This window comes from Pseudomonas helvetica, assembly GCF_039908645.1.
Lineage (GTDB): Bacteria > Pseudomonadota > Gammaproteobacteria > Pseudomonadales > Pseudomonadaceae > Aquipseudomonas > Aquipseudomonas helvetica.
This window is the reverse complement of record NZ_CP150917.1, coordinates 2,772,939-2,792,360: the sequence shown is the minus strand read 5'-3', so window position 1 is coordinate 2,792,360 and position 19,422 is coordinate 2,772,939. Positions and strand designations below refer to the sequence as shown.

Here is a 19,422-nt window from a genome sequence, read left to right as displayed (position 1 = left end):
CCTGTCTCTGGCCAAGCTGATCAGAGTCGTGCATTGCGGCTCGCGGATGGCCGTCGACCACCCGCGAGCCAGCACCATCAGGCCAGCAACTTGCGTTCGTCTTTACCGTACTTGAGCGATTTTTCGTCCGGAATCATCAGACCGGTATGCTCGTCGCGTCCTTGCAGGATGAAACGGGCGTCCGGCTTACCCAATTGGGTGGCAGCCTGCTGGCTGTCGGCACCAATCTCGCCTTTCTTCATGCGGTTGACGATCACGCCCACCGCCGTATCGTTGAAGTCGCGCAGCATCCATGCATCACCGTCGCTGTCACCGGCCACCAGCACCGGGCCGTAGCCCTTCTGTTTCACCAGTACATTCTTGATGCCGACGGTCTTGCCCGGCCCGTAATTGAAGTGCCAGTCCGGTTGATAGCGACTGGTGTACTTGCCGTTTTCCATCGCCATGCGCAGGCCGATCACGTTCTCGGGCGGTACGCCGTAGCCGTAGTTGGGGTGGCCGGCGAACACCCGCACCACGTCGTCGATCGAGGCGGTGCTGACGTAGACGTCGATACCGTTGGCGCGCAACGTGTGCATCAGGCCGCGGATTTCCTCATGGATGCGAATGCCATGGAAGTGCGTGTCCGCCACTACCCCTACCTTGCCCGGCAACGTACGTGAACTCTCGTACTTGACCTTGCGCAGCGCGTCGCCCATGGCGTAGTTGTTGGAGGCCTCGGCCATCGCCTGCAATTCGGCCGTGGTCATGTTCTTGTAGAAGTACAGAATCCACTTGTAGCCGATTTCCACCGGGTAGCTGTCGCAGATCGCGTCGTACATGAAGTAGAGCTTGGCGAGAAAGTCCTTGTACTGCTCGCTGGCCTGGATCTCTTCCAGGCTTTTGTCGCCAGCAAGTCCCTTGTAGTTGGCGTGCAACCAGCGGTAGTCAGCTTCCACATCGCTGGAGATGTCTTCCATGGTGACCGGTTTACCGTCCACCGTGGTGTAGTCCTTCATGAACGCGCCATTCGGCACGTCCTGGCGCAGCACGGCGGCGAACTCATCGGGCGTCAGCTTGTACTGCAAATGATTGATCTGATAGACCAACAGCGCTTCTTCACAGTCATTCATGATGCAGGTGTTGTCCCAGTCGAACACCGCGTACGGGCGTTGGTCAGGACGGTAAGACGCGCTTTTGACGCCGTGCCGGTCAATGACCGCCTGCAGGCGCTGGGTGTTCAGTGGTGACCAGCGTGCCGGATCCAGCGCGCTCGGTGTGGCCGCGGGCGTGGCGGCTTGCGTTATACGGGAGGACAACAACAGCGGGGTTACGACGGAAACAGTAGCGAGGGTGTTCAGAAACTGGCGACGCTGCATGGTATAGCTCCTACTTCTAGACGATAGGTTACAACCGAGGCGATGGCGAAAGCGTGTTTCGAAAAATAGGGACGAGGGGAAAAACCGTCCCGCGACGAGGCTAACTTCAAATACACAAAAACACAATATTGCCACAATATTACATTTTGATGATTTGCAGACCGCGCCCGAGCCAGGCTAAAGGAGGCCGGGGCGAACTTGACAGTGACCGACGCCCCTCCACAATGCATGCTCGGAAAGCGACTCAAACAGCAGGGACACCAGGCATGTGGCAAGAAGAGCGTTACCAGCGAATCCGCGCACTGCTATCGACCTTGCAGCGCGTCACCACCGACCGCATCGTCACGGAGCTGAATGTTTCACGCGAGACCGTGCGGCGCGATCTGGTCGCCCTGGAAGACCTTGGGGAGTTGAAGCGGATACACGGCGGCGCCATTCGCGTCGAAGACGAGGCGCCCATCGCCGAGCGGGCGCACAGCAATGTCAAATTCAAGCGTGACCTCGCGCGGGCAGCGGTCGGCCTGCTGTCGCACGGACAGACCGTGTTTATCGACGCGGGCACCACCACTGTCATTCTCGCCGAAGAGCTGGCCAAGCTGGGCGGGCTGACCGTGATCACCAACTCGTTCAACGTGGCGCTGCAACTGCGTAATCCCGCCACCTCGGGCGACCAGCACAACGAGGTGATCGTGCTCGGCGGTTCGCTCGACGACCGTGCTCCCGCTACGGTTGGCGGCACCACGGTGGCGGAGATTGGCCGCTATCGGGCCGACCTCGCGCTGTTGTCGCCCGTGGGCATCGACGCCCAGCGCGGTGCCAGCAACTACGACCACCGTGAGGCCGAAGTGGCCCGCGCCATGACCGAGCATGCCGAGCGCGTGGTCATCCTCGCCGACTACAGCAAGATCGGCGTGGAGAGCCGTGTAGCCTTTTGTCCGCCAGAGCGCATCGACGTGCTCATCACCAACCACAAGGCCAGCACCGAAGCAGCGTTCGCTGCATTGAACGCCAAGCTGAAACACATCATCCTGGCGTAGCTCACATCAGTGAGGCTTCTCTACTGTAAGCGTGATGACGGACCTGGCTCGGTGCCCCGCAAGCCGGCTGCAGAAAGCCGAGTAAGGCCTGCCGTGTGTCATGCCAGGCCGCCGGGTGTTCCATATCGAGGAAGTGCCCGGCGTTCTTGATGGTGTGGAACCGGGACTGACGGGCATGAGCGGCAAAAAGCCGGGCGTCCTCCACCGAGGTGTATTCATCCCATTCGCCGTTGACGAACAACATCGGGACTTCGATCGCGTCGGCACAGACCGAGTAGCAGTGGATGTCCTGGGTCAGGATCTCGTTGACGTGGAAATGCATCTGCCGGTATTCGTGTTCGGCCAGGCTGCTGACATGCCGGTGATTGAAACGCTTGAACAACGATGGCAGGTGCTTGCCGATGGTGCTGTTGATCAAGTGCCCGACATTGGGCCGATCACAGGCCTGGAGAAAGTTCAGGCCGCTCTCCAGGTAATCGCGCATCGGCGTATTGATCCGCGCTGCAAATGAATTGATCACCGCCTTCTCGATTCGACGCGGCCGCTGGGCCAGCGCCAGCAAGGTAGCCGCGCCGCCCCAGGAAAAGGACAGCACATGGTGCACGGAAAAGTGTTCGATCAATTCCAGCAGGATCTGCGCCTCGTCTTCCTTTCGGATCGGTTGGCCATGAAGGTTGTGCTCTCTCGACTGACCGGCGTAAGGCTGGTCGTACAGCACCACATTGAATCGCGGCTGCAGGTAACGCACCGTTTGAGCAAAGGATGCGGTAGTTGCCAGCGAGCCGTTGACCAGAATGATGGTTTTGTCAGCGGCGGCGTTGAGATAGTGCTCGGTATAAACCTTGTACTTCTTGCAAATCTCGACGATGGCAGTTTTCGGCATCATGTCATTTTCTTCCCTGAACAAATTTAACTAAGCGCACAGCGTGAGCGACTTCCCGGACGGCCTTTGTGACTGACAAGTCACTGACTGACCGGAGGTTCAGAGTTAAGCAGGGATTTTCCCGTCTGCAAGAGCCCGAACGAGTTATTTCGTTGCCCCGTGGCACACGATGATCCGACTCGCAGTCCCGGGCTCTGAAACCCGATGTAGAGGCCTCCCCCGGGTTCGCTGCCATCGCTTAACACCTGCACCTATGGGAAGATGCTTGCCGCCTTGAGTCGGCGATGAGTTGAGTCGACCCTCTACTTCCAATGCCTGAACTATCGATCATGAACCGGACCACACGCGTATCGAGCACCTGGACCACGGCCCTTTGCAGGCTGTGTCTGTCGGTATCGCTGCTGATGACCTATAACGCGTGCGGTGCACCATTACCGGTTGAACTGTTTATCCCCGATGCGCCCCCCTTGACATTTGTCGATGATCCCAAAGGTCACGGAATCGTCGGAGACGCGGTCCTGATGGCCATTGCCAACGCCGGCTATGCCGCTGATGTACAGGCGCTGCCTTGGGCCAGAGCGCAAAAACACGTCAATGAGAAGCAGGACATCCTGATAGCCCCGTTGTCACGTACGCCAGAACGTGAGGAGCACTTCAGCTGGATCGCTCCCATCATGTCCATGGAGCGAGCCTTTTTCAGTCTTGACCGGCCAGTGAGCAGCTTCGCTGAAGCCAGGAAAACCTACCGCGTGATCGGTGTAGGTCTGGGCAGCGCACAAGAGGAAATCCTGCGCGCGCAGGGCTTCGACAACCGACAGATCTACCCGCTGACCATTGGCGACAACCCCGCGCAAATGCTCTTGAGAGGACGCATCGATGCCTGGTTCAACGGTGTCCCGGAGACTCAATACATTTGGCCGAAGGTGTCTCGACGCACGCTGCTGATGAGTCCCGTCATGAACAGAACAGATCTCTATCTGGCCTGCTCGAAACAATGTTCCCCTCAACAGGTACAAAGCTTGCGCAAAGCGATTGAAACGCTTCGCCGTGACGGCACCCTGGCACGAATACATAAGGGCTATTTGTCGCAATAAGCGCTGTTTCAAATACATGCAGCGCGGTCTTGAGTCTCTCCGGTACCGGACTACGCTTCGCTGATGGTCGCCGTCACCTTTGCCGGTGGTCTGCAACTGATCGGCGTCGGTTGCGCCGGGTCTATACCGTCCAGGACTGAACCATGGATCTCAAGGAAATCGACATTCTCGGTTCAAGCATCGGTCAGCATTGGTATTACTGTTCAAAAGCTGCGGCGATGACTTGTCTGCTGGGTGATACCCCCGTCAAAAGGATTCTCGACATTGGCGCTGGCTCCGGCTTTTTCACCCAGCATCTGCTGGCCCGGACAACCGCCACCGAGGCCTGGTGCGTGGATATCAGCTATGAGGCGGACTCGGACACCACAACCGCCGGTAAACCGCTGCACTACCGTCGTTCGATTGATTCGGTGGACACTGATCTGGTGCTGTTGATGGACGTGCTGGAGCATGTCGATGACGATGTCGGATTGCTCAAGGCCTATGTCGATAAAGTCCCGTCCGGCAGCCGTTTCCTGATGACGGTGCCGGCGTTCCGGTTTCTCTGGAGCGGGCACGACGAGTTCCTCGAACACAAGCGTCGCTACACCTTGCCGCAACTGGAAACGGTGGCCAGGGACGCCGGCTTGACGGTGATGCAAGGGGTCTATTACTTCGGCCTGGTGTTCCCGATTGCGGCGACCCTGAGGTTGCTGCCAACAGGCGCACAACCTTCGCCGCCACGCTCGCAACTCAAGCGCCATCATCCGCTGGTCAATACCCTGCTGAAGACGCTGTGCACCCTCGAACTTCCGTTCATGCGCGTAAACCGTCTGGCCGGTCTGACCGTGTTTTGTCTGGCTCGCAAGCCGTGACCTCAGCTGAACAGTCAGCGTTGGTCAACGGCGTGGCATTCAGCAAAGTGGTCCCTTGAAGATCAAGAGCGACCCACCGAACCCGAGACCGGCAGATTTCCGAGCAGGTTGAGTCCGGTGATCTTCACAAAAGTCTCATAGTCCACCGGCTTCTCAATGCGGGTTTCCGCGTTAGGTAGCACATAAGCCCAGGCACGTTTGGACGAAGCGTCGTACACCAGTTTGAACAGGCGGTTTGGCACCCAGACCTTGTTGTCGCCAATGGTGGTATGACCTGCATCAAAGAGCGGGCCGGTGAAGACAAAGACATTGCCATCGGCGCGCTTCGCGAACTTCCTGACATCAGACTCGACCTTGCTCCAGATCTTGCGGTTATTGGTCGGGTCTTGCGGCACCATGTTCGACAGTGCAAAGGTCTGGGCCATTGCATGCGGATTCGGGGCATCGGCGGCCGGGGACTGATGGCCACGATCCACGGCCGGATGCTGGCCGCGGTAGTCGCTCAACTCTGCCCGCCCGTCCTTGGGAATACGCGGATCAGGATAGAACTGATTGGTTCGCTCCTCTCCCTTGGCATCCGCCAACTGGGCTGAATTCAGACGCTCAACCACAACCAATGGCGTCTTGCTGGTTTGCGAATATAGCACCGCGAAGTTGTCGGAACACAGGGCCAATGGCTTCATCGTTGCAGGCACAGTGGCCATGCTGATCGGCCTGGCTGCCGGGAACAGGTCTGCGCACCCATCAAACGATGCCTGTTGCTGCTTGCTTGAATACAGCTCGATCGCCGCGCTCTGGCTGATCGAGCCTGAACGGTGCCCCTGCTCCTCATGCTGGCTGGACGGCTTGAGGAAATCCAGCAGGTTGCGAGCTTCTGCCGTACCGGTCGAGAACAAAACAAGGGCCGACAGCCCCACTGCTATTTTGCGTAGGTTCATGCTTGGAATCTTTGAATTGGATTAAGGGAGGATACTGGCGGCAAAGCCCTGAAATCGTCGGCACGAAAAAAGAGGCCAATGCCTCTTTTTTAATGCGGACAACATAATAACCAGACTCGCAGCTAGCGTCTGACCTATTGAAATCAAAGGAGTTTCTTTTACTCCAAAAACAAGAGTGGGCATGATCCGCAAAGACGTGATCGACGACACTAAAAGCTCGGGAAACCCTCCCGGGACTTTTTCGTTTCTGCGTCGCTTTTGCATTTCTGTGCGACAGATCTCACTTAAGGGACTCCCGTACCACTTCCTCATGGTGTTAGTTTGGAAATGTTTCTGTCTCATCGATCAGAAATTTCTCACAAACCACCTGCAAAGGAATGCCACCAGCAATGGACTTCTCACTCAAGCACCTGGCCGCGACAACGTTGATGCTGGCCAGCCTTTCGGCGTTCACCACGTCAGCTCACGCCAACATCACACCGCTACAGAGCGCGACTATCCTCAAGACTTTCAGTGACGCATCGGTCACGGACTTCAGGCAGTTCCTGGGCAGCCTGGCCAACAGCGACCTCGCCAAAACCGCCGACTTCGGCCCGGCAATCAATGCTTTCCAGGGCAACAAGCCCCTTTCTCCTGAACAGCAGAACGAGATCCATCGCCTGCTTGGCATCTACGCACGGGTGAAATACGGTAACGCTGCCACCGAGACTCTGCGCGAACTGGTGGCAATCCCGACCTTCCGCGTGGAGGGCGTTGCCCAGCACGATAATCCCGAATTCATCAAGATCGCCGACAAGCTCAAGGGCCTGGCCGAGGCTTTCAACCTGAACTTTCGCAACATCGACAACCGCGTCTATGAAATCTCCCTCGAAGGTGCTGGCGATGAAGTCGTGGGCATTCACGCACATGCCGACGTAGTCCCCGTGACTCCAGAGAACTGGGTCCTGAAAGACGGCACCCGACTCGATCCGTTCAAGGTCACCCAGGTCGGCGACCGCATGTACGGCCGGGGCACCGAGGATGACAAGAACGGCATCGTGGTGGCGCTCTATGCCATGAAGATCATCAAGGAAGAAAAGCTGCCGCTGGCGAGGAATTTCAAGCTGCTGGTAGATACCACCGAGGAAACCACCGGCGACGCCATCCCCTATTACTTCGAGCACAACCCGACACCCGACTACAACCTGGCGCTGGATGGCGGCTATCCAGTGGTGATTGCCGAGAAAGGCTACGGCACCGTCATGGCCAGTTTTGCCCGGCGTGCAGCAGAGGGCAAAGGCGCCGAAATCACGTCCATGACGGGCGGCCTGGCCACCAACCAGATTCCGTCGACCTCGGTCGCCACCGTTGTGGGTGACAAGCCTGCCGAATTGGCCGCCAGCTTGCAGAAGGCCGGCACTGATTATGCCAAGCGCAATGGCGGCAACTTCGAGGTGACCGCCAAGGTCGTCGGCAAGGACGTCAAGCTGACGGTCACCGGCGTTTCCGCCCACTCCTCCGAGCCCGAGTCAGGCGTCAACCCGGTGGCAAGGATGCTGGGCTTGATCAACAACCTCGACGGTAAGGTTGCGCTCAAGCACAACCACATTACCGACGCCGCCCGCTACGCCGCCGACAACTGGGGCCTGGACTACCTGGGTGGCAAATTGGGGGTCGGTTTTACCGATGCCTTCATGGGACCGCTGACCACTTCCCTGACCTATGTCGGGATGGATGACAAAGCCTTCAAACTCGCGGTCAACCTGCGCGTGCCGGTCGGTAAATCCCCGGAGACGCTCAAAACCGAAATCGCCGATAAGCTTGGCGCCTGGAGCAAGCAGACCCAGATTGCCGTGGTCTTCAACTACTCGATCGCCGAGCCGATGCACCGCAACCCCGAGGGTGAATGGGTCAAGGCCCTGCTGGCCGTGGCCAGTGAAAACCTTGGCATGGAACACAAGTTCGGCACCTCCGCCGGCGCCACCTCGGTCCATGAACTGCCCAATGGTGTGCAGTTCGGCCTGGCCAGGCCCGAGGTCAAGTACACCGGCCACACCGACAATGAATTCAAGACTGTCGACCAGTTCCTGCTGGACCTGCAGATCGTGACCGAGATGCTGGGGCGCGTCGGGCAGTTGCCGAAGCTCTGATCTGCCTTTCGGACCCGCTATTCTGGCGGGTCCATTTCCTTGATTGTCTTGAATCCGTTTAGAGGATTATGGAACGAAAGAAGGGCCTTTCAGCTGTCTGGGCCTCTTTCGCTGCTCCGGTCTATTCGGCGACCAGCAACGCAGTAGAAATACTGCCCCCGCACCCGGCTGCCTGAGCTCGCTCAGGTTCAGCGCGACGCGTTGACGGTTAAATCCCGGGCGACTTTGAGCACCGGCGGCCGGCCCTCATTCACAAACGGAATATGCGGCGCCGCTCCTTCACCTATTCATCCCGATTCCCCCTCCCAAGTAGCCTGAAACTCCTATCTCGCGTGGGAGTTTCGGCCGATGCGCAATCTCCGGCGCTTATCCATAGTTGCGGTTATAGGTCAACGGTCAGGCCTCGATGACCGCAATTGCTCAGGAGAGAGTCATGGCTAATCGCGAGCATCCATCATCGCCAACGAGCGATACGGACCCCCAATACACTCCAATCGTCACCTCCGACCTGAAAGACTACGCGCCCGGCAGTACCGCAACCGTCACGGCTAGCGGCTTCGCCCCCGGCAGCACAGTGGAATTTCAAGTGGAGCACGCCACCGGCCCCGGCGCCGATAATGTGTGGGGCACGCCCGATGACGTGCTCGATACTGACACTGGCGAGGGGCACGACCCCTGGTACGTGACCGACGGCGGCGTCGGCGATCTCGACGGTAAAGTCAACGGCAGCATCACGACCTCCTGGTACGTGAATCCCGACGACTCGGCAGGCGCGACGTTTCTGCTCACCGCGACCTCTGCGGGCGCCGATGGTGTGTTCGGCACCAGTGACGACTCTGTGGCGACAACGTCGTTTACCGACAGCTCTCTGAGCGTTGTCGCAACTGGAGTGAACGTTACGCAGGACGAAACGGCCGGGTTGCAGAACAGCACCGCCACTCCAAGCCCTGCGGAAGACGCTAATGACAATGACATTCTGGTGACGGCCCTGCCCTCGACCTTCTCGACCCGTTTGACCGCACTTGGGGCAGGCGCCCCAATGGGTGCGGCCTTGAGTGGCTATACCGGAGCCGCGGGCGACACGGGCAGCAATGCATTCACCATCACCGCTGCGCCCGGAGCAATCATTACCGACATCAGCTTCGTCGACAGTTCTGGCGCGGCGCTTAATGGCCTGGACAGCGGACTGAGTACCCTCGATGGCACCAGCATCCTTCTCTACACGGATACGAACAACAACATCGTTTTGGGCCGAGCCGGGGGACCAACCGGCGCGATCGTGTTCGCTGCCTATATTGAAGAAAGCGGATCGCCGGTCACGGGCGGCAAGATCTGGACCGTGGAATTCCAACCGCTCAAGCATCCGGATATTACGAACCCCGACGATTCGGTGAATCTGCTGAACAAGGTCTTCATCGGCGCCAGCCAAGACTCGAATTTCAGCCTGGATGGGGCGCCGTCGGGCCAGCAGTTGTTCCTGATGTTCACCACCCCGGGCGCAACGGCCGATGCGAACGGCCGGATTCCTGGTGTATCGATCGTCGTCACCGGCAAGGATCCACTGGATCAGTCGGCCAGCAGCGCTGCCATCACCAGTGCTGACACGGTCAACAGCAGCCAGGGCGGCGGCAGTACGACCCTGGGCACCAACAACCAGGCGATCACCGAACAGGAAGGCCTGCGCTTCAGCTTCGTCAGCGGTGCCAAGGCGGACTTCACGATCCCCAACCTGAGCCCGGGCGAAGCAGGTGTCGAAGCGAACATCGACTTCAACCAGTACTTCGGTGCCCGCTCCGCGACCTTCAAGATCGTGCAGGAGACGGGCGGCACGACCGCGAAAATACTGCTCGCCGCCTTCAAGAACGCCGACAACGTCAACGGGTCACAGAGCGGCGTCAACTTCATCAACAGCTACGCCGACGACAGCTCCGAAAAGGTCGCGATCACTAACGGCAGCGTCACCGTGAAGACGTTCGCCGGCGTCACCATCAGCAGCGCCGTCATCACCTACAACGCCGACGGCACAGTGCTGGTCACCGGCGTTCCGACCGACTCGCAGATCACCTACGGCACGTCGACCGACCACAACCGCGTACTGATCGAAAACGCCGGATTGCTGACCGACAAGAACGGTGACAAGACGCACGCCGACTTCGACATCGGCGGCTTCCAGGTGCTGCAGAGCAGCGCGGCAACTGCCGAAATCGGCTCCAAGATAGCCTTCGAAGACGACGGGCCGAGCATCAGCACCACCGGCACCGAGCCGACGCTGACGGTGGACGAGTCAAACCTGGCCATCAATGCCACGCAGAACTTTGCCGCCAACTTCAGTTCGGCGTATGGCGCTGACGGCGCCGGCACACTGACCTATGCACTGGGCGTGGTAGCCGGGGCCTCCGGGCTCACGGACACGGCCACCGGTGAAGCGGTGAACCTGTCGCTCAACGGCACCGTGGTGGAAGGCCGCACAGCCACGACCAACCTGCTGGTGTTCACGGTCAGCGTGGCCGCCAATGGCGACGTCACCCTCGACCAGCTCCGCGCAATCGTGCATCCCGACACCACCAATCCTGACGATTCGAAGAGCCTGAGCTCGGACAATCTGGTCACGCTGACGGCGACCAAGACCGATGGGGACGGCGACAGCGCTCATGCCACCCTCAACATCGGACAGAACCTGGTGTTCAAGGACGATGGGCCAAGCATCAGCACCACCGGTACCGAGCCGACGCTGACGGTGGACGAGACAAACCTGGCCATCAACGCCACGCAGAACTTTGCCGCCAACTTCAACTCGGCGTATGGCGCTGACGGCGCCGGCACACTGACCTATGCGCTGGGCGTGGTAGCCGGAGGCTCCGGGCTCACGGACACGGCCACCGGTGAAGCGGTGAACCTGTCGCTCAACGGCACCGTGGTGGAAGGTCGTACGGCCACGACCAACCTGCTGGTGTTCACGGTCAGCGTGGCTGCCAATGGCGACGTCACCCTCGACCAGCTCCGCGCAATCGTACATCCCGACACCACCAATCCTGACGATTCGAAGAGTCTGAGCTCGGACAATCTGGTCACGCTGACGGCGACAACGACCGACAAGGATGGCGACAGCGCTCATGCGACCCTCAACATCGGACAGAACCTGGTGTTCAAGGACGATGGACCAAGCATCAGCACCACCGGTACCGAACCAACGCTGACGGTGGACGAGACAAACCTGGCCATCAATGCCACGCAGAACTTTGCCGCCAACTTCAGTTCGGCGTATGGCGCCGACGGCGCCGGCACACTGACCTATGCGCTGGGCGTGGTAGCCGGAGGCTCCGGGCTCACGGACACGGCCACCGGTGAAGCGGTGAACCTGTCGCTCAACGGCACCGTGGTGGAAGGCCGCACGGCCACGACCAACCTGTTGGTGTTCACGGTCAGCGTGGCTGCCAATGGCGACGTCACCCTCGACCAGATCCGGGCGTTGATACATCCCGACGCCACCAATCCCGATGACTCGATAACTCTGAGTTCGGACAATCTGGTGACGTTGACGGCGACCAAGACCGACAAGGACGGCGACAGCGCCCATGCGACCCTCAACATCGGGCAGAACCTGGTATTCCACGACGACGGCCCATCACTGGCGTACGGCAACCTGGTCGGAACCGGTAGCACCCTTGCGCAATACGGGTTCTGGGATCATTCAACCGGAGCCGACGGGCTAGGTGCAACCGGACTGGATATTTCGTTGGTGAATGGCCAGTTCACCCTCGTCAGGCCAGACCACACGACCACGACCGGGACCGGCACGCTCACCGAGCAGGCGTCCTCACCGGACGCCAATGGCGCGTTCCATTTCGCAGGAACGTTGACCGGTGATTTCGACAACAACGCCGCAACACCGAACACCAGCGTCGACTACACGCTGACCGCTTTTGCGAATGGCACCTATGCACTGGATCTGGTGCAAGGCTTCAGTTCGACAATCGTGCTCAGCAGTGCCGACGGCTCGCTCTCTGCCGGCGGCCCGGATCCAGTGCGCACATTGGTAATTCCGACGACGAATCCTTCGGGATCTGAGGATGTTGTCTTCTTTTCCGCGAAGGCGCTCGCATCGACTTCGGACATCCTGACCGGTATCGGGCTCGGAGCTCCCGACCCCACCGAGGCCCAGCTACAGACCAATCCCCTGCCGTCGTACATCGACCCGGCGGCCATGAACGTCAGTACGTCCGGCATCGGCGTCGGCAATAACCTTCTCCAGGGAGACAACCTGGTGGCTATCGGCGCTGCCGATGAAAGTTTCGTCATCAATCCCCAGACCCTGCTGACGGGAATGAAGGTTTTTATCGACAACTCCGTGGGGGGTTACGACCCGGCGACCGAGGACCTGTACTACAGGATCTACTACGAGGATGGCACGTTTTCGAACCTCACCAAGGTGAACACCCTGACGCCAGAGGCCGGTGGAGAGGTGTCCTTCCTCGTTGAGAAGCAGGGATCGTCGTTAATCGATGCAGTCCAGCTCACGATGGGCCGGGGCGCAGTCAAGATCCCGGTGATCCAGTTCATTCAGCAAACCGATAACCTTGCCAGCGATGTCAAACTGTCGTTCAACGCGAAGCTGACGGACAAGGATGGGGACTCGGCGACGAGTACGTTTAACGCCAACCTGTTCGCCAATGACCCGCACAACGCAACCTTCGACTACACGCTGGTTGGCACGACCGGTGTGAATGATGCCTTCAACGTCGATTTGGCAGCCACTGAGAACAAGTACCAGATCACGGGGTTCGATGTGAACCCAGGGCAGAGAGACACCCTGGTGCTCAACGGCGACCACAACGCGACTGTCCAATCGATCGACAACACAGGAGCAAACAGCGTCGTGACGGTTGCCGAGTCTGGCGGACAAATAACGACCATCACCTTGGTCGGGATTGATCTTCAGGCTAGCGACATTGTTTTTGGCGCCTGATACATCGCGCGCGTGAAAAAATGCGAGGGTGGCGTAGGAGCCACCCTCGCATTGCTTCCAGCCGTTCTAATATGAAATCCGAACGATCGTATCCGCTGCGAACGCTTGAGGAGTTCAATCCAATTCCACCCAAGTAGACTCGGGCGGTTCTTCGTTGTTGGTGAGCCCGTGCTTCATCGCGTACATCAGCAAGTCGATGCGGTTGATGAGATCAAGCTTTTGATAGATGTTGCTGAGGTGGTTGTGCACAGTGTGCTCGCTGATGCCCAGGCGCTCGGCAATGCACGTGTATTTAGCGGACGGGTCCCCCACGATGGCGCGAATCAGTTCCCTCTCGCGCAACGTCAACCGCGCCTGTTTCGCCTGCTCCAGATTACATCTGCGGGGGACATACCTGGTTGTGGCATAGCCGGAAAGCCCACCAGCCCAGGCTCTGTCCAGTCCGATGTCGTTATGGTAGACCTTGATAATGGCTTGGGTGATCGATTCCGTCGGGTCTTCCGCCAGCACGATGCCGCGTGCGCCCGCCTCTATCGCCTGGGCAACGGGGACGGATTCGTACAATCCCTTGAGCACCAGCACTTTCATTTCGGCACTGCGAGCGAGTCCCGCGACGACCGCCAGCGGGTTCAGTGCATCCGGAAAAAAACTGAAAAAAATGACATCGGGACGCAACTGATCAGCAAGATTCAGCGCATGGGTATAGGTGGTGGCCTGGCCGCTCACTTCCATCTGGGGCTTCTTGGCATTGATCAAGTCGTGAAGGCCCATGAGAACGAGGGGACGACAATCGATCAGCATCACGCGTATCGGTTTTCTGTGGGCTGGCATTACGCGATTCCCTTGAAAATGAACTATGGCCCCCACTGACCTTCCTGGATCAACAGCTCGCTCACCTGACCAACGCGATTGAAGGACAGGTGCGAGCGCCGACAGGTGATGAAGTTCTCCCTCGAGCCGCTCAACTGAGTCTAGGCCAGCCCAATATACTGCCTGCCGTCCATCCGCCAGGCGTAAACGTTAGCCTCATGCGGATAGCCCGGCCGATGTCTGCCCTCACTCCTCGAAAATCAAGGTCTTAGGATTGTCACGGGCGACCTGCGACCAAAGTCTGGTCTCGATCAGAGTCGTCAATTACTCGACGAGTGGTGTGCAACCAAGCGCAACAGCAACGCAATCGTCAATTTCCCGGCGACAATATTTCTCTACGAGCCAAACCTTGGCGAAATCAGCAAATAGCACGGACCTCACCGCCCTGCTGGTGCGAAATGGCAACTGGCGCCCGCACCAGTCATGCAAGTGAGTCTCGCCGCGTTTTTTGCCTTGCAGGATCAGGGAGATGTGGGTTTTTGGCTGGAGCTGCCGGGGCTCAACCAGGCATTAACATTCTCGACACTCTCGGCAGGCGGCTTTCCCGCCCAGCGATTGAGCGTCAAGACATTGCTGACGAAATCGTATTGCGTCTTGAGCAGATCACGACGAGCCCGGAACTCGTTGCGTACGCTGGTCAGTACATCGACGGCATTGACCATACCGTAAGTGAGCGCTTTCTCTACTGCCACTCTGGACAGCTGTGCCGAAGCCAGGGCATGCCGGCTCGCGCTGACCTTTTCTCCGCTCGAGTTGGCGGTCAGGTAAGCGCTGGTGATCTCCTTGACCACCCGGCGCCGGACCGATTCCAGTTGCTGCTCGGCCGAAATCTGATCCTGGTAGAGCCCACGCACCCGCGCCGAGGTTGAGCCGCCGCTGTAAAGCGGCACTTGCAAGCCAATACCGGCAACATAACTGTCGGTGCGCGGCACCAGGGCATTGTTGTAGCCCTCGTTGGTCCGCTGCGCGCTCAGAGTCAGGCTCAGGGTCGGATAGTGCCCGCCTTTCCCGCTGCGCAACGCAGCGCCCGCCGCTTCGACGCTGCTTTCGTTGGCCTTGAGTGCCGGGTTTTGCGCTACCCCCTCGCGGACCCACGTTTCAAGACTCTGCGCTGATATTCGTAATGGAACATCGTCGCGAACGCGACTGAGTTTCTCCTTGACGGGACGACCAACGATCTCCGCCAGCGCCTCCCGGCTGACGCTGACCTGGTTCTGGTTATCCAGCTCCTGAGCAGTCAGCCCATCGACCCTCGCTTTGAGGTCGAGCTGATCGGTAATCAATGCCAACTGCTTTTCGTACAATGCATTGACTCGATCCAGACTCTTTTGCGTGGTCCGAAGTTCGGCCCGGGTCAATTCCAGTTCGTCCTCGGCTGCCAACGCAGTGAAGTAACGCTGGGCCAGTTCCACCGTAGCTTCGGCCTGAGCCTCCAGCGCTTCGGACTCGGATTGTCTGGCCAGACTCTTGAGTTTTTGGTAGTTCTCCCACGCGGCCTTGTTGTAGAGGTACTGACGCAACACCAAGCTGTAGCTTTCGCTATCAAAACTGCGCTGCAGCAGGTCGTTTTCCTGGTGAATCCGATTCGCCCCTGCATTGAGCGAGACTTGCGGTAACAGCGTCCCCATCGCTTCCCTCTGGTATTCCTTGCCCGCCTGCGCTCGTGCATACGAGGCCAATATCCGCGGGTCCTCCAGCCGGGCCTCGCGATACAGCTGCATCAGATCGGTGGAGAACGCCGAGGCACTGACCCCGTTCGACGCCGACGCAGCGGATTGCGCCAAGGCAATATCGATTCCCAGTGCAAGCATGAGCAGACCGCCTGGCAGAGCTGCAAGCACTCGCACGGTCATTCCTCGATCATCGACTGAGAGAAGGCGTTACGGGCCGGCTGCATCAGGTAGTGCAACAGCGTGCGTTGCCCCGTGATGATCAACACATCCGCTGGCATTCCCGGCAGTAATTTGCGCTCACCCAAGGCGCGCGCACCGGCTTCGGTGACCCGGACCCGGGCCAGGTAATAGGGAGTCCCGGTCTTTTCATTGACCAGCCGGTCTGCCGAGACACTGCTGACCACGCCTTCGATCACCGGCGTCGTATAGCTATTGAACGCGCCGAAACGGATATCGGCACGCTTGCCGATGGCGATGCGATCGATATCGACGGGCGCTACCTGGGCCTCTATGACCAGCTCTGAAACCGAGGGAACAATATCCAGCAGCGGTGTCGCCGGGCGCACGATGCCCCCGATCGTATGCACCGTCATGCCAATCACCATACCTGGATCGGGTGCGCGGATGATGATATGGCTGAGCCGGTCCTCCAATGCGGAAGCTTTCTCTTGCAGGTCGTAAATCCTGGTCTGAACCTCGGCCAATTGTTTGGTGACGTCGGCATTGAAGTCTTTATCGATTTGTAGAATCTGCAGCTGTGTTTCGTTGATCTGCAGGCGAGTCTTGGTAATGGTGGAACGGTGATCGACCATTTCGGTCCTGAGCATTTCGAGCTTGCGCTGCTGCTCAAGCAGACGTTGTTTGTCAACGAACCCTTGGGACAACAGGTCACTCAATTCAACTATTTCACCGCTGTAGGATTTATCCAGATGCCCCTTGGCACCGATCATCGCCTCCATCCCTTTGATATGTTGATTCAACTGACCAATACGCTCTTGCAGCACCGATATCTGGCCCAGCCGTGATCCCCGTCGTGCGTTGAATACCTGTGTCTCGCTCTGGCGCGCTTCGGCACCTCGCAGACTGTCGGGATCGGGCATGGTGCCAAAGCCGATTACCGACAGATTGTCCCGCTCAGCTCTGAGTCTTGCCTGCATGGCACTGGCTGCAACGAGCTGACTTCGGGTCGTCTCGTATTCGAATCGCAACTGGGCATCATCGAGAATAATCAGCGGGTCATCACGCTTGACGATGTCACCGTCATGGGCCAACACCTCTTTGACGATGCCACCTTCGAGGTGTTGAACCGTTTTTCGGTAAGCCTGCACGGTGACCACGCCAGGCGCGTAGGCAGCGCCATCGAGTGGTGCGAGCGCCGCCCAGGTGCCGAACAGTCCGAAAGTGACCAATACAATGCCAAAACCCAGGCGACGTACTTTCCGGTCAGATACCGCCAGGTCAGCGAAGCTATCAATTTGATGACTGGGAATCGTACGATTCATCGACATCGCCCTTACCGGTAGCAACCGAAGCCGTACTTGCGACGGCTGCTTGCGCGGCATGCTTTTGCGCCTGCTGCTGCTGCGCGTTTAGTTCGTCCAGCACGTTCTTGCGTGGCCCATAGAGACTGATAGCTCCACCGTTCATCACCATGAGCCGGTCAAGTTGGGACACGATGTTGGTTCGGTGGGTAATCACAAAAACGGTTGCGCCTGTCAGCTTGAGCTGCTGGATGGCCGCCGCCAGGGCGCGATCACCGACATCGTCGAGATTGGAGTTGGGCTCATCGAGGATAATCAGTCGCGGGTTGCCATACAGGGCACGGGCCAGGCCTACGCGTTGGCGCTGCCCTGCCGAAAGCATGACGCCATCGCTGCCAATGACGGTGTCATAGCCATCCGGCAACATCAAAATCATTTCGTGAACGCCAGCCGACCTGGCAGCCAGAACGACCTTCTCGGAATCGACCTCGGCGAAGCGGGCAATGTTCTCGCTGATGCTGCCTTCGAATAATTCAATGTCTTGGGGCAAGTAGCCTATATACGGCCCAAGCTCATGTTTGTCCCACGCGCTGATGTCCGCACCATCGAGCCGAACCACACCATGCAGCGGCACCCAGACCCCCATCAATGCCCTGGCCAGGGTGGACTTGCCCGCGGCACTTGGACCGATGATTCCGACAACACAACCGGCAGGTACGCTGAAACTCATGTTTTTGATGATCGGGGTTTTCGAGCCGGGTGCCGCGACGATTAAATTTTCTACTTGCACGTGCCCCTGAGGCGCAGGCAACGACATACGTTCGGGCTGAGCCTGTTGTTTGCCGAGGATGTCGTTGAGACGACCGTACTGCGAGCGGGCGGCAATAAAGCCCTTCCAGCTGCCGATGATCAAATCGATGGGGGCCAATGCGCGCCCTAGCAGTACGGACCCGGCAAACACCATGCCGGCCCCCACCTGATGATCCACGGCCAGGTACGCCCCCAAGCCAAGGATCAATGATTGCACCAGGATCCGGAAGGACCTGGAAAGTGTGCTGACTATGGCACCCCGATCGCTCGCCCAGGCCTGCAGAAAAAGGACGTTTCTTTGCCGGCGCGCCCAACGGTCCATAAGGGTTTCAAGCATGCCCATGGACTCGATGACTTCAGCATTACGCAGATTTTTAGTGGTATGGAGCGTCGCGCTTATATGTTCCTTGTTAGCCTGAGCGAGCGCCGGCCCTGTCAATTTCTCATTGATAAACGCAAGCAGTAACAACAACAGCGCACTGCCTATCGCTACCCAGCCAAACCAGGGATGAAACAGGAACATCACAGCGATATAGATAGGCAACCAGGGCGCATCGAAAAAGGCGAACAATCCATTACCGGTGAGAAACTGTCTCAAGCCCGTCAAGTCGTTGAGCGACTGGGCCGAAGCATCCATGCCGCCACTTTCCAGAGCCCGTTTGAAACTGGCCTTATAGACTTGGCGGCTCAGCAACACATCCAGCCGTGTACTGACCCGAACCATGATGCGCGAACGAACCCACTCCAGGGAGCCGAGCGTGACCACCAGTCCGGTCATGATCAGCGTCAGCATTGCCAGGGTGGTCAGACTTCCGCTGGTTATCACTCGCCCATACACCTGAAGCATATAGAAAGTAGGAACAAGCATTAATGCGTTAATGAATAAGCTGAAAAAACCAACGGAAACAAAGCTGCTCCTACAGGCTTTCAACGCATTTTGCAGACTATTTTCAGGTGGGCTTCGCATTGAAACTCCTGATAGAAAAGTCATCTTTCGTGGAGATTAGATCATGCCAAACGACTGTGCGTAGCAATTGGCGATATCGCCTCAGGCAACCAGAACTATCCCTGCCAAGCCCCGTCGGTGAAGAGTTCAAGCTACAAGCTGACCGGAGTCAATCATGTGCGTTATCGCAATCTGGCTACTGACGGGTCGGGAACTGTGCAAGCGCAGCAACAGGCTGCCCGGCAGCAAGTGGACGTTCTGAAAGCTGATCTGGAAAAAGCCAGGGCAGCGCTTGCCTGTGCGCATTCGCATCGATCCCGATCAGCCCACTGCGGTGAAGCTGCGAGTCGGTATGTCCGTCACACCGAAAATCCGTATCGATC

12 protein-coding genes and 1 pseudogene are annotated in these 19,422 nt (G+C 58.5%); 6 read left to right on the top strand and 7 right to left on the bottom strand.

The window, feature by feature from the left end; all coding sequences use genetic code 11:
- Positions 1 to 77 precede the first annotated feature (77 nt).
- Positions 78 to 1,358 carry an HAD family hydrolase gene (locus AABM55_RS12830; RefSeq protein WP_347929770.1) on the bottom strand — a complete coding sequence of 427 codons (1,281 nt, stop codon included), beginning with the start codon at positions 1,356 to 1,358 and terminating at the stop codon, positions 78 to 80.
- Between the two features lie 266 nt (positions 1,359 to 1,624).
- On the opposite strand from AABM55_RS12830, the gene AABM55_RS12825 reads away from it, so the two are divergent.
- Positions 1,625 to 2,395, top strand: a complete 771-nt coding sequence (locus AABM55_RS12825; RefSeq protein ID WP_054596944.1) for a DeoR/GlpR family DNA-binding transcription regulator — start codon at positions 1,625 to 1,627, stop codon at positions 2,393 to 2,395.
- 1 nt (position 2,396) lies between these two features.
- On the opposite strand, the gene AABM55_RS12820 is transcribed toward AABM55_RS12825, so the two are convergent.
- Positions 2,397 to 3,281, bottom strand: a complete 885-nt coding sequence (locus AABM55_RS12820; protein WP_054596943.1) for an alpha/beta fold hydrolase — start codon at positions 3,279 to 3,281, stop codon at positions 2,397 to 2,399.
- A 326-nt stretch (positions 3,282 to 3,607) separates the two neighbouring features.
- On the opposite strand from AABM55_RS12820, the gene AABM55_RS12815 reads away from it, so the two are divergent.
- Both AABM55_RS12815 and AABM55_RS12810 read left to right on the top strand, forming a co-directional pair.
- Complete coding sequence (locus tag AABM55_RS12815) at positions 3,608 to 4,372, top strand: ABC transporter substrate-binding protein (RefSeq protein ID WP_347929769.1); 765 nt, start codon at positions 3,608 to 3,610, stop codon at positions 4,370 to 4,372.
- Positions 4,373 to 4,515: 143 nt separating this feature from the next.
- Entirely contained in the window at positions 4,516 to 5,226 is a 711-nt protein-coding gene (locus tag AABM55_RS12810; RefSeq protein WP_347929768.1) for a methyltransferase domain-containing protein, read from the top strand.
- A 62-nt stretch (positions 5,227 to 5,288) separates the two neighbouring features.
- Here the strand turns inward: AABM55_RS12810 and AABM55_RS12805 are convergent, their stop codons facing one another.
- On the bottom strand, positions 5,289 to 6,164 hold the full coding sequence (locus AABM55_RS12805; protein ID WP_054596941.1) for a DNA/RNA non-specific endonuclease: 876 nt from the start codon (positions 6,162 to 6,164) through the stop codon (positions 5,289 to 5,291).
- 389 nt (positions 6,165 to 6,553) lie between these two features.
- Between AABM55_RS12805 and AABM55_RS12800 the strand changes: the two genes are divergently transcribed.
- Together AABM55_RS12800 and AABM55_RS12795 are read left to right on the top strand one after the other, a co-directional pair.
- On the top strand, positions 6,554 to 8,293 hold the full coding sequence (locus tag AABM55_RS12800) for a dipeptidase (RefSeq protein WP_347929767.1): 1,740 nt from the start codon (positions 6,554 to 6,556) through the stop codon (positions 8,291 to 8,293).
- A gap of 433 nt (positions 8,294 to 8,726) precedes the next feature.
- Positions 8,727 to 13,259: a DUF5801 repeats-in-toxin domain-containing protein gene (locus tag AABM55_RS12795; RefSeq protein ID WP_347929766.1), complete on the top strand. Its 4,533-nt coding sequence runs from the start codon at positions 8,727 to 8,729 to the stop codon at positions 13,257 to 13,259.
- Positions 13,260 to 13,373: 114 nt separating this feature from the next.
- Here the strand turns inward: AABM55_RS12795 and AABM55_RS12790 are convergent, their stop codons facing one another.
- The 4 genes from AABM55_RS12790 to AABM55_RS12775 form a co-directional block, all read right to left on the bottom strand.
- Positions 13,374 to 14,090 (bottom strand): response regulator transcription factor, encoded by a 717-nt coding sequence (locus AABM55_RS12790; protein ID WP_347929765.1) that lies wholly within the window; start codon positions 14,088 to 14,090, stop codon positions 13,374 to 13,376.
- A gap of 500 nt (positions 14,091 to 14,590) precedes the next feature.
- Positions 14,591 to 15,940, bottom strand: coding sequence for a TolC family outer membrane protein (locus AABM55_RS12785; RefSeq protein ID WP_347929764.1), 1,350 nt, complete (start codon positions 15,938 to 15,940; stop codon positions 14,591 to 14,593).
- A 38-nt stretch (positions 15,941 to 15,978) separates the two neighbouring features.
- Positions 15,979 to 17,304, bottom strand: coding sequence for an HlyD family type I secretion periplasmic adaptor subunit (locus tag AABM55_RS12780; protein WP_347930022.1), 1,326 nt, complete (start codon positions 17,302 to 17,304; stop codon positions 15,979 to 15,981).
- Positions 17,273 to 19,060, bottom strand: coding sequence for a type I secretion system permease/ATPase (locus AABM55_RS12775; protein ID WP_347929763.1), 1,788 nt, complete (start codon positions 19,058 to 19,060; stop codon positions 17,273 to 17,275). Before AABM55_RS12775 ends, AABM55_RS12780 begins: the two co-directional genes overlap by 32 nt.
- Before the next feature lie 126 nt (positions 19,061 to 19,186).
- Between AABM55_RS12775 and AABM55_RS12770 the strand changes: the two are divergent.
- Positions 19,187 to 19,336 (top strand): annotated as a pseudogene (locus AABM55_RS12770) (HlyD family secretion protein); the annotation flags it as partial.
- Positions 19,337 to 19,422 lie beyond the last annotated feature (86 nt).

Excerpts from the sequence above, each read along its gene's own strand:
- AABM55_RS12830 (WP_347929770.1), bottom strand. The coding sequence starts at position 1,358 with ATGCAGCGTCGCCAGTTTCTGAACACCCTCGCTACTGTTTCCGTCGTA.
- AABM55_RS12825 (WP_054596944.1), top strand. The coding sequence starts at position 1,625 with ATGTGGCAAGAAGAGCGTTACCAGCGAATCCGCGCACTGCTATCGACC.
- AABM55_RS12820 (WP_054596943.1), bottom strand. The coding sequence starts at position 3,281 with ATGATGCCGAAAACTGCCATCGTCGAGATTTGCAAGAAGTACAAGGTT.
- AABM55_RS12815 (WP_347929769.1), top strand. The coding sequence starts at position 3,608 with ATGAACCGGACCACACGCGTATCGAGCACCTGGACCACGGCCCTTTGC.
- AABM55_RS12810 (WP_347929768.1), top strand. The coding sequence starts at position 4,516 with ATGGATCTCAAGGAAATCGACATTCTCGGTTCAAGCATCGGTCAGCAT.
- AABM55_RS12805 (WP_054596941.1), bottom strand. The coding sequence starts at position 6,164 with ATGAACCTACGCAAAATAGCAGTGGGGCTGTCGGCCCTTGTTTTGTTC.
- AABM55_RS12800 (WP_347929767.1), top strand. The coding sequence starts at position 6,554 with ATGGACTTCTCACTCAAGCACCTGGCCGCGACAACGTTGATGCTGGCC.
- AABM55_RS12795 (WP_347929766.1), top strand. The coding sequence starts at position 8,727 with ATGGCTAATCGCGAGCATCCATCATCGCCAACGAGCGATACGGACCCC.
- AABM55_RS12790 (WP_347929765.1), bottom strand. The coding sequence starts at position 14,090 with ATGCCAGCCCACAGAAAACCGATACGCGTGATGCTGATCGATTGTCGT.
- AABM55_RS12785 (WP_347929764.1), bottom strand. The coding sequence starts at position 15,940 with ATGCTTGCACTGGGAATCGATATTGCCTTGGCGCAATCCGCTGCGTCG.
- AABM55_RS12780 (WP_347930022.1), bottom strand. The coding sequence starts at position 17,304 with ATGAATCGTACGATTCCCAGTCATCAAATTGATAGCTTCGCTGACCTG.
- AABM55_RS12775 (WP_347929763.1), bottom strand. The coding sequence starts at position 19,060 with ATGCGAAGCCCACCTGAAAATAGTCTGCAAAATGCGTTGAAAGCCTGT.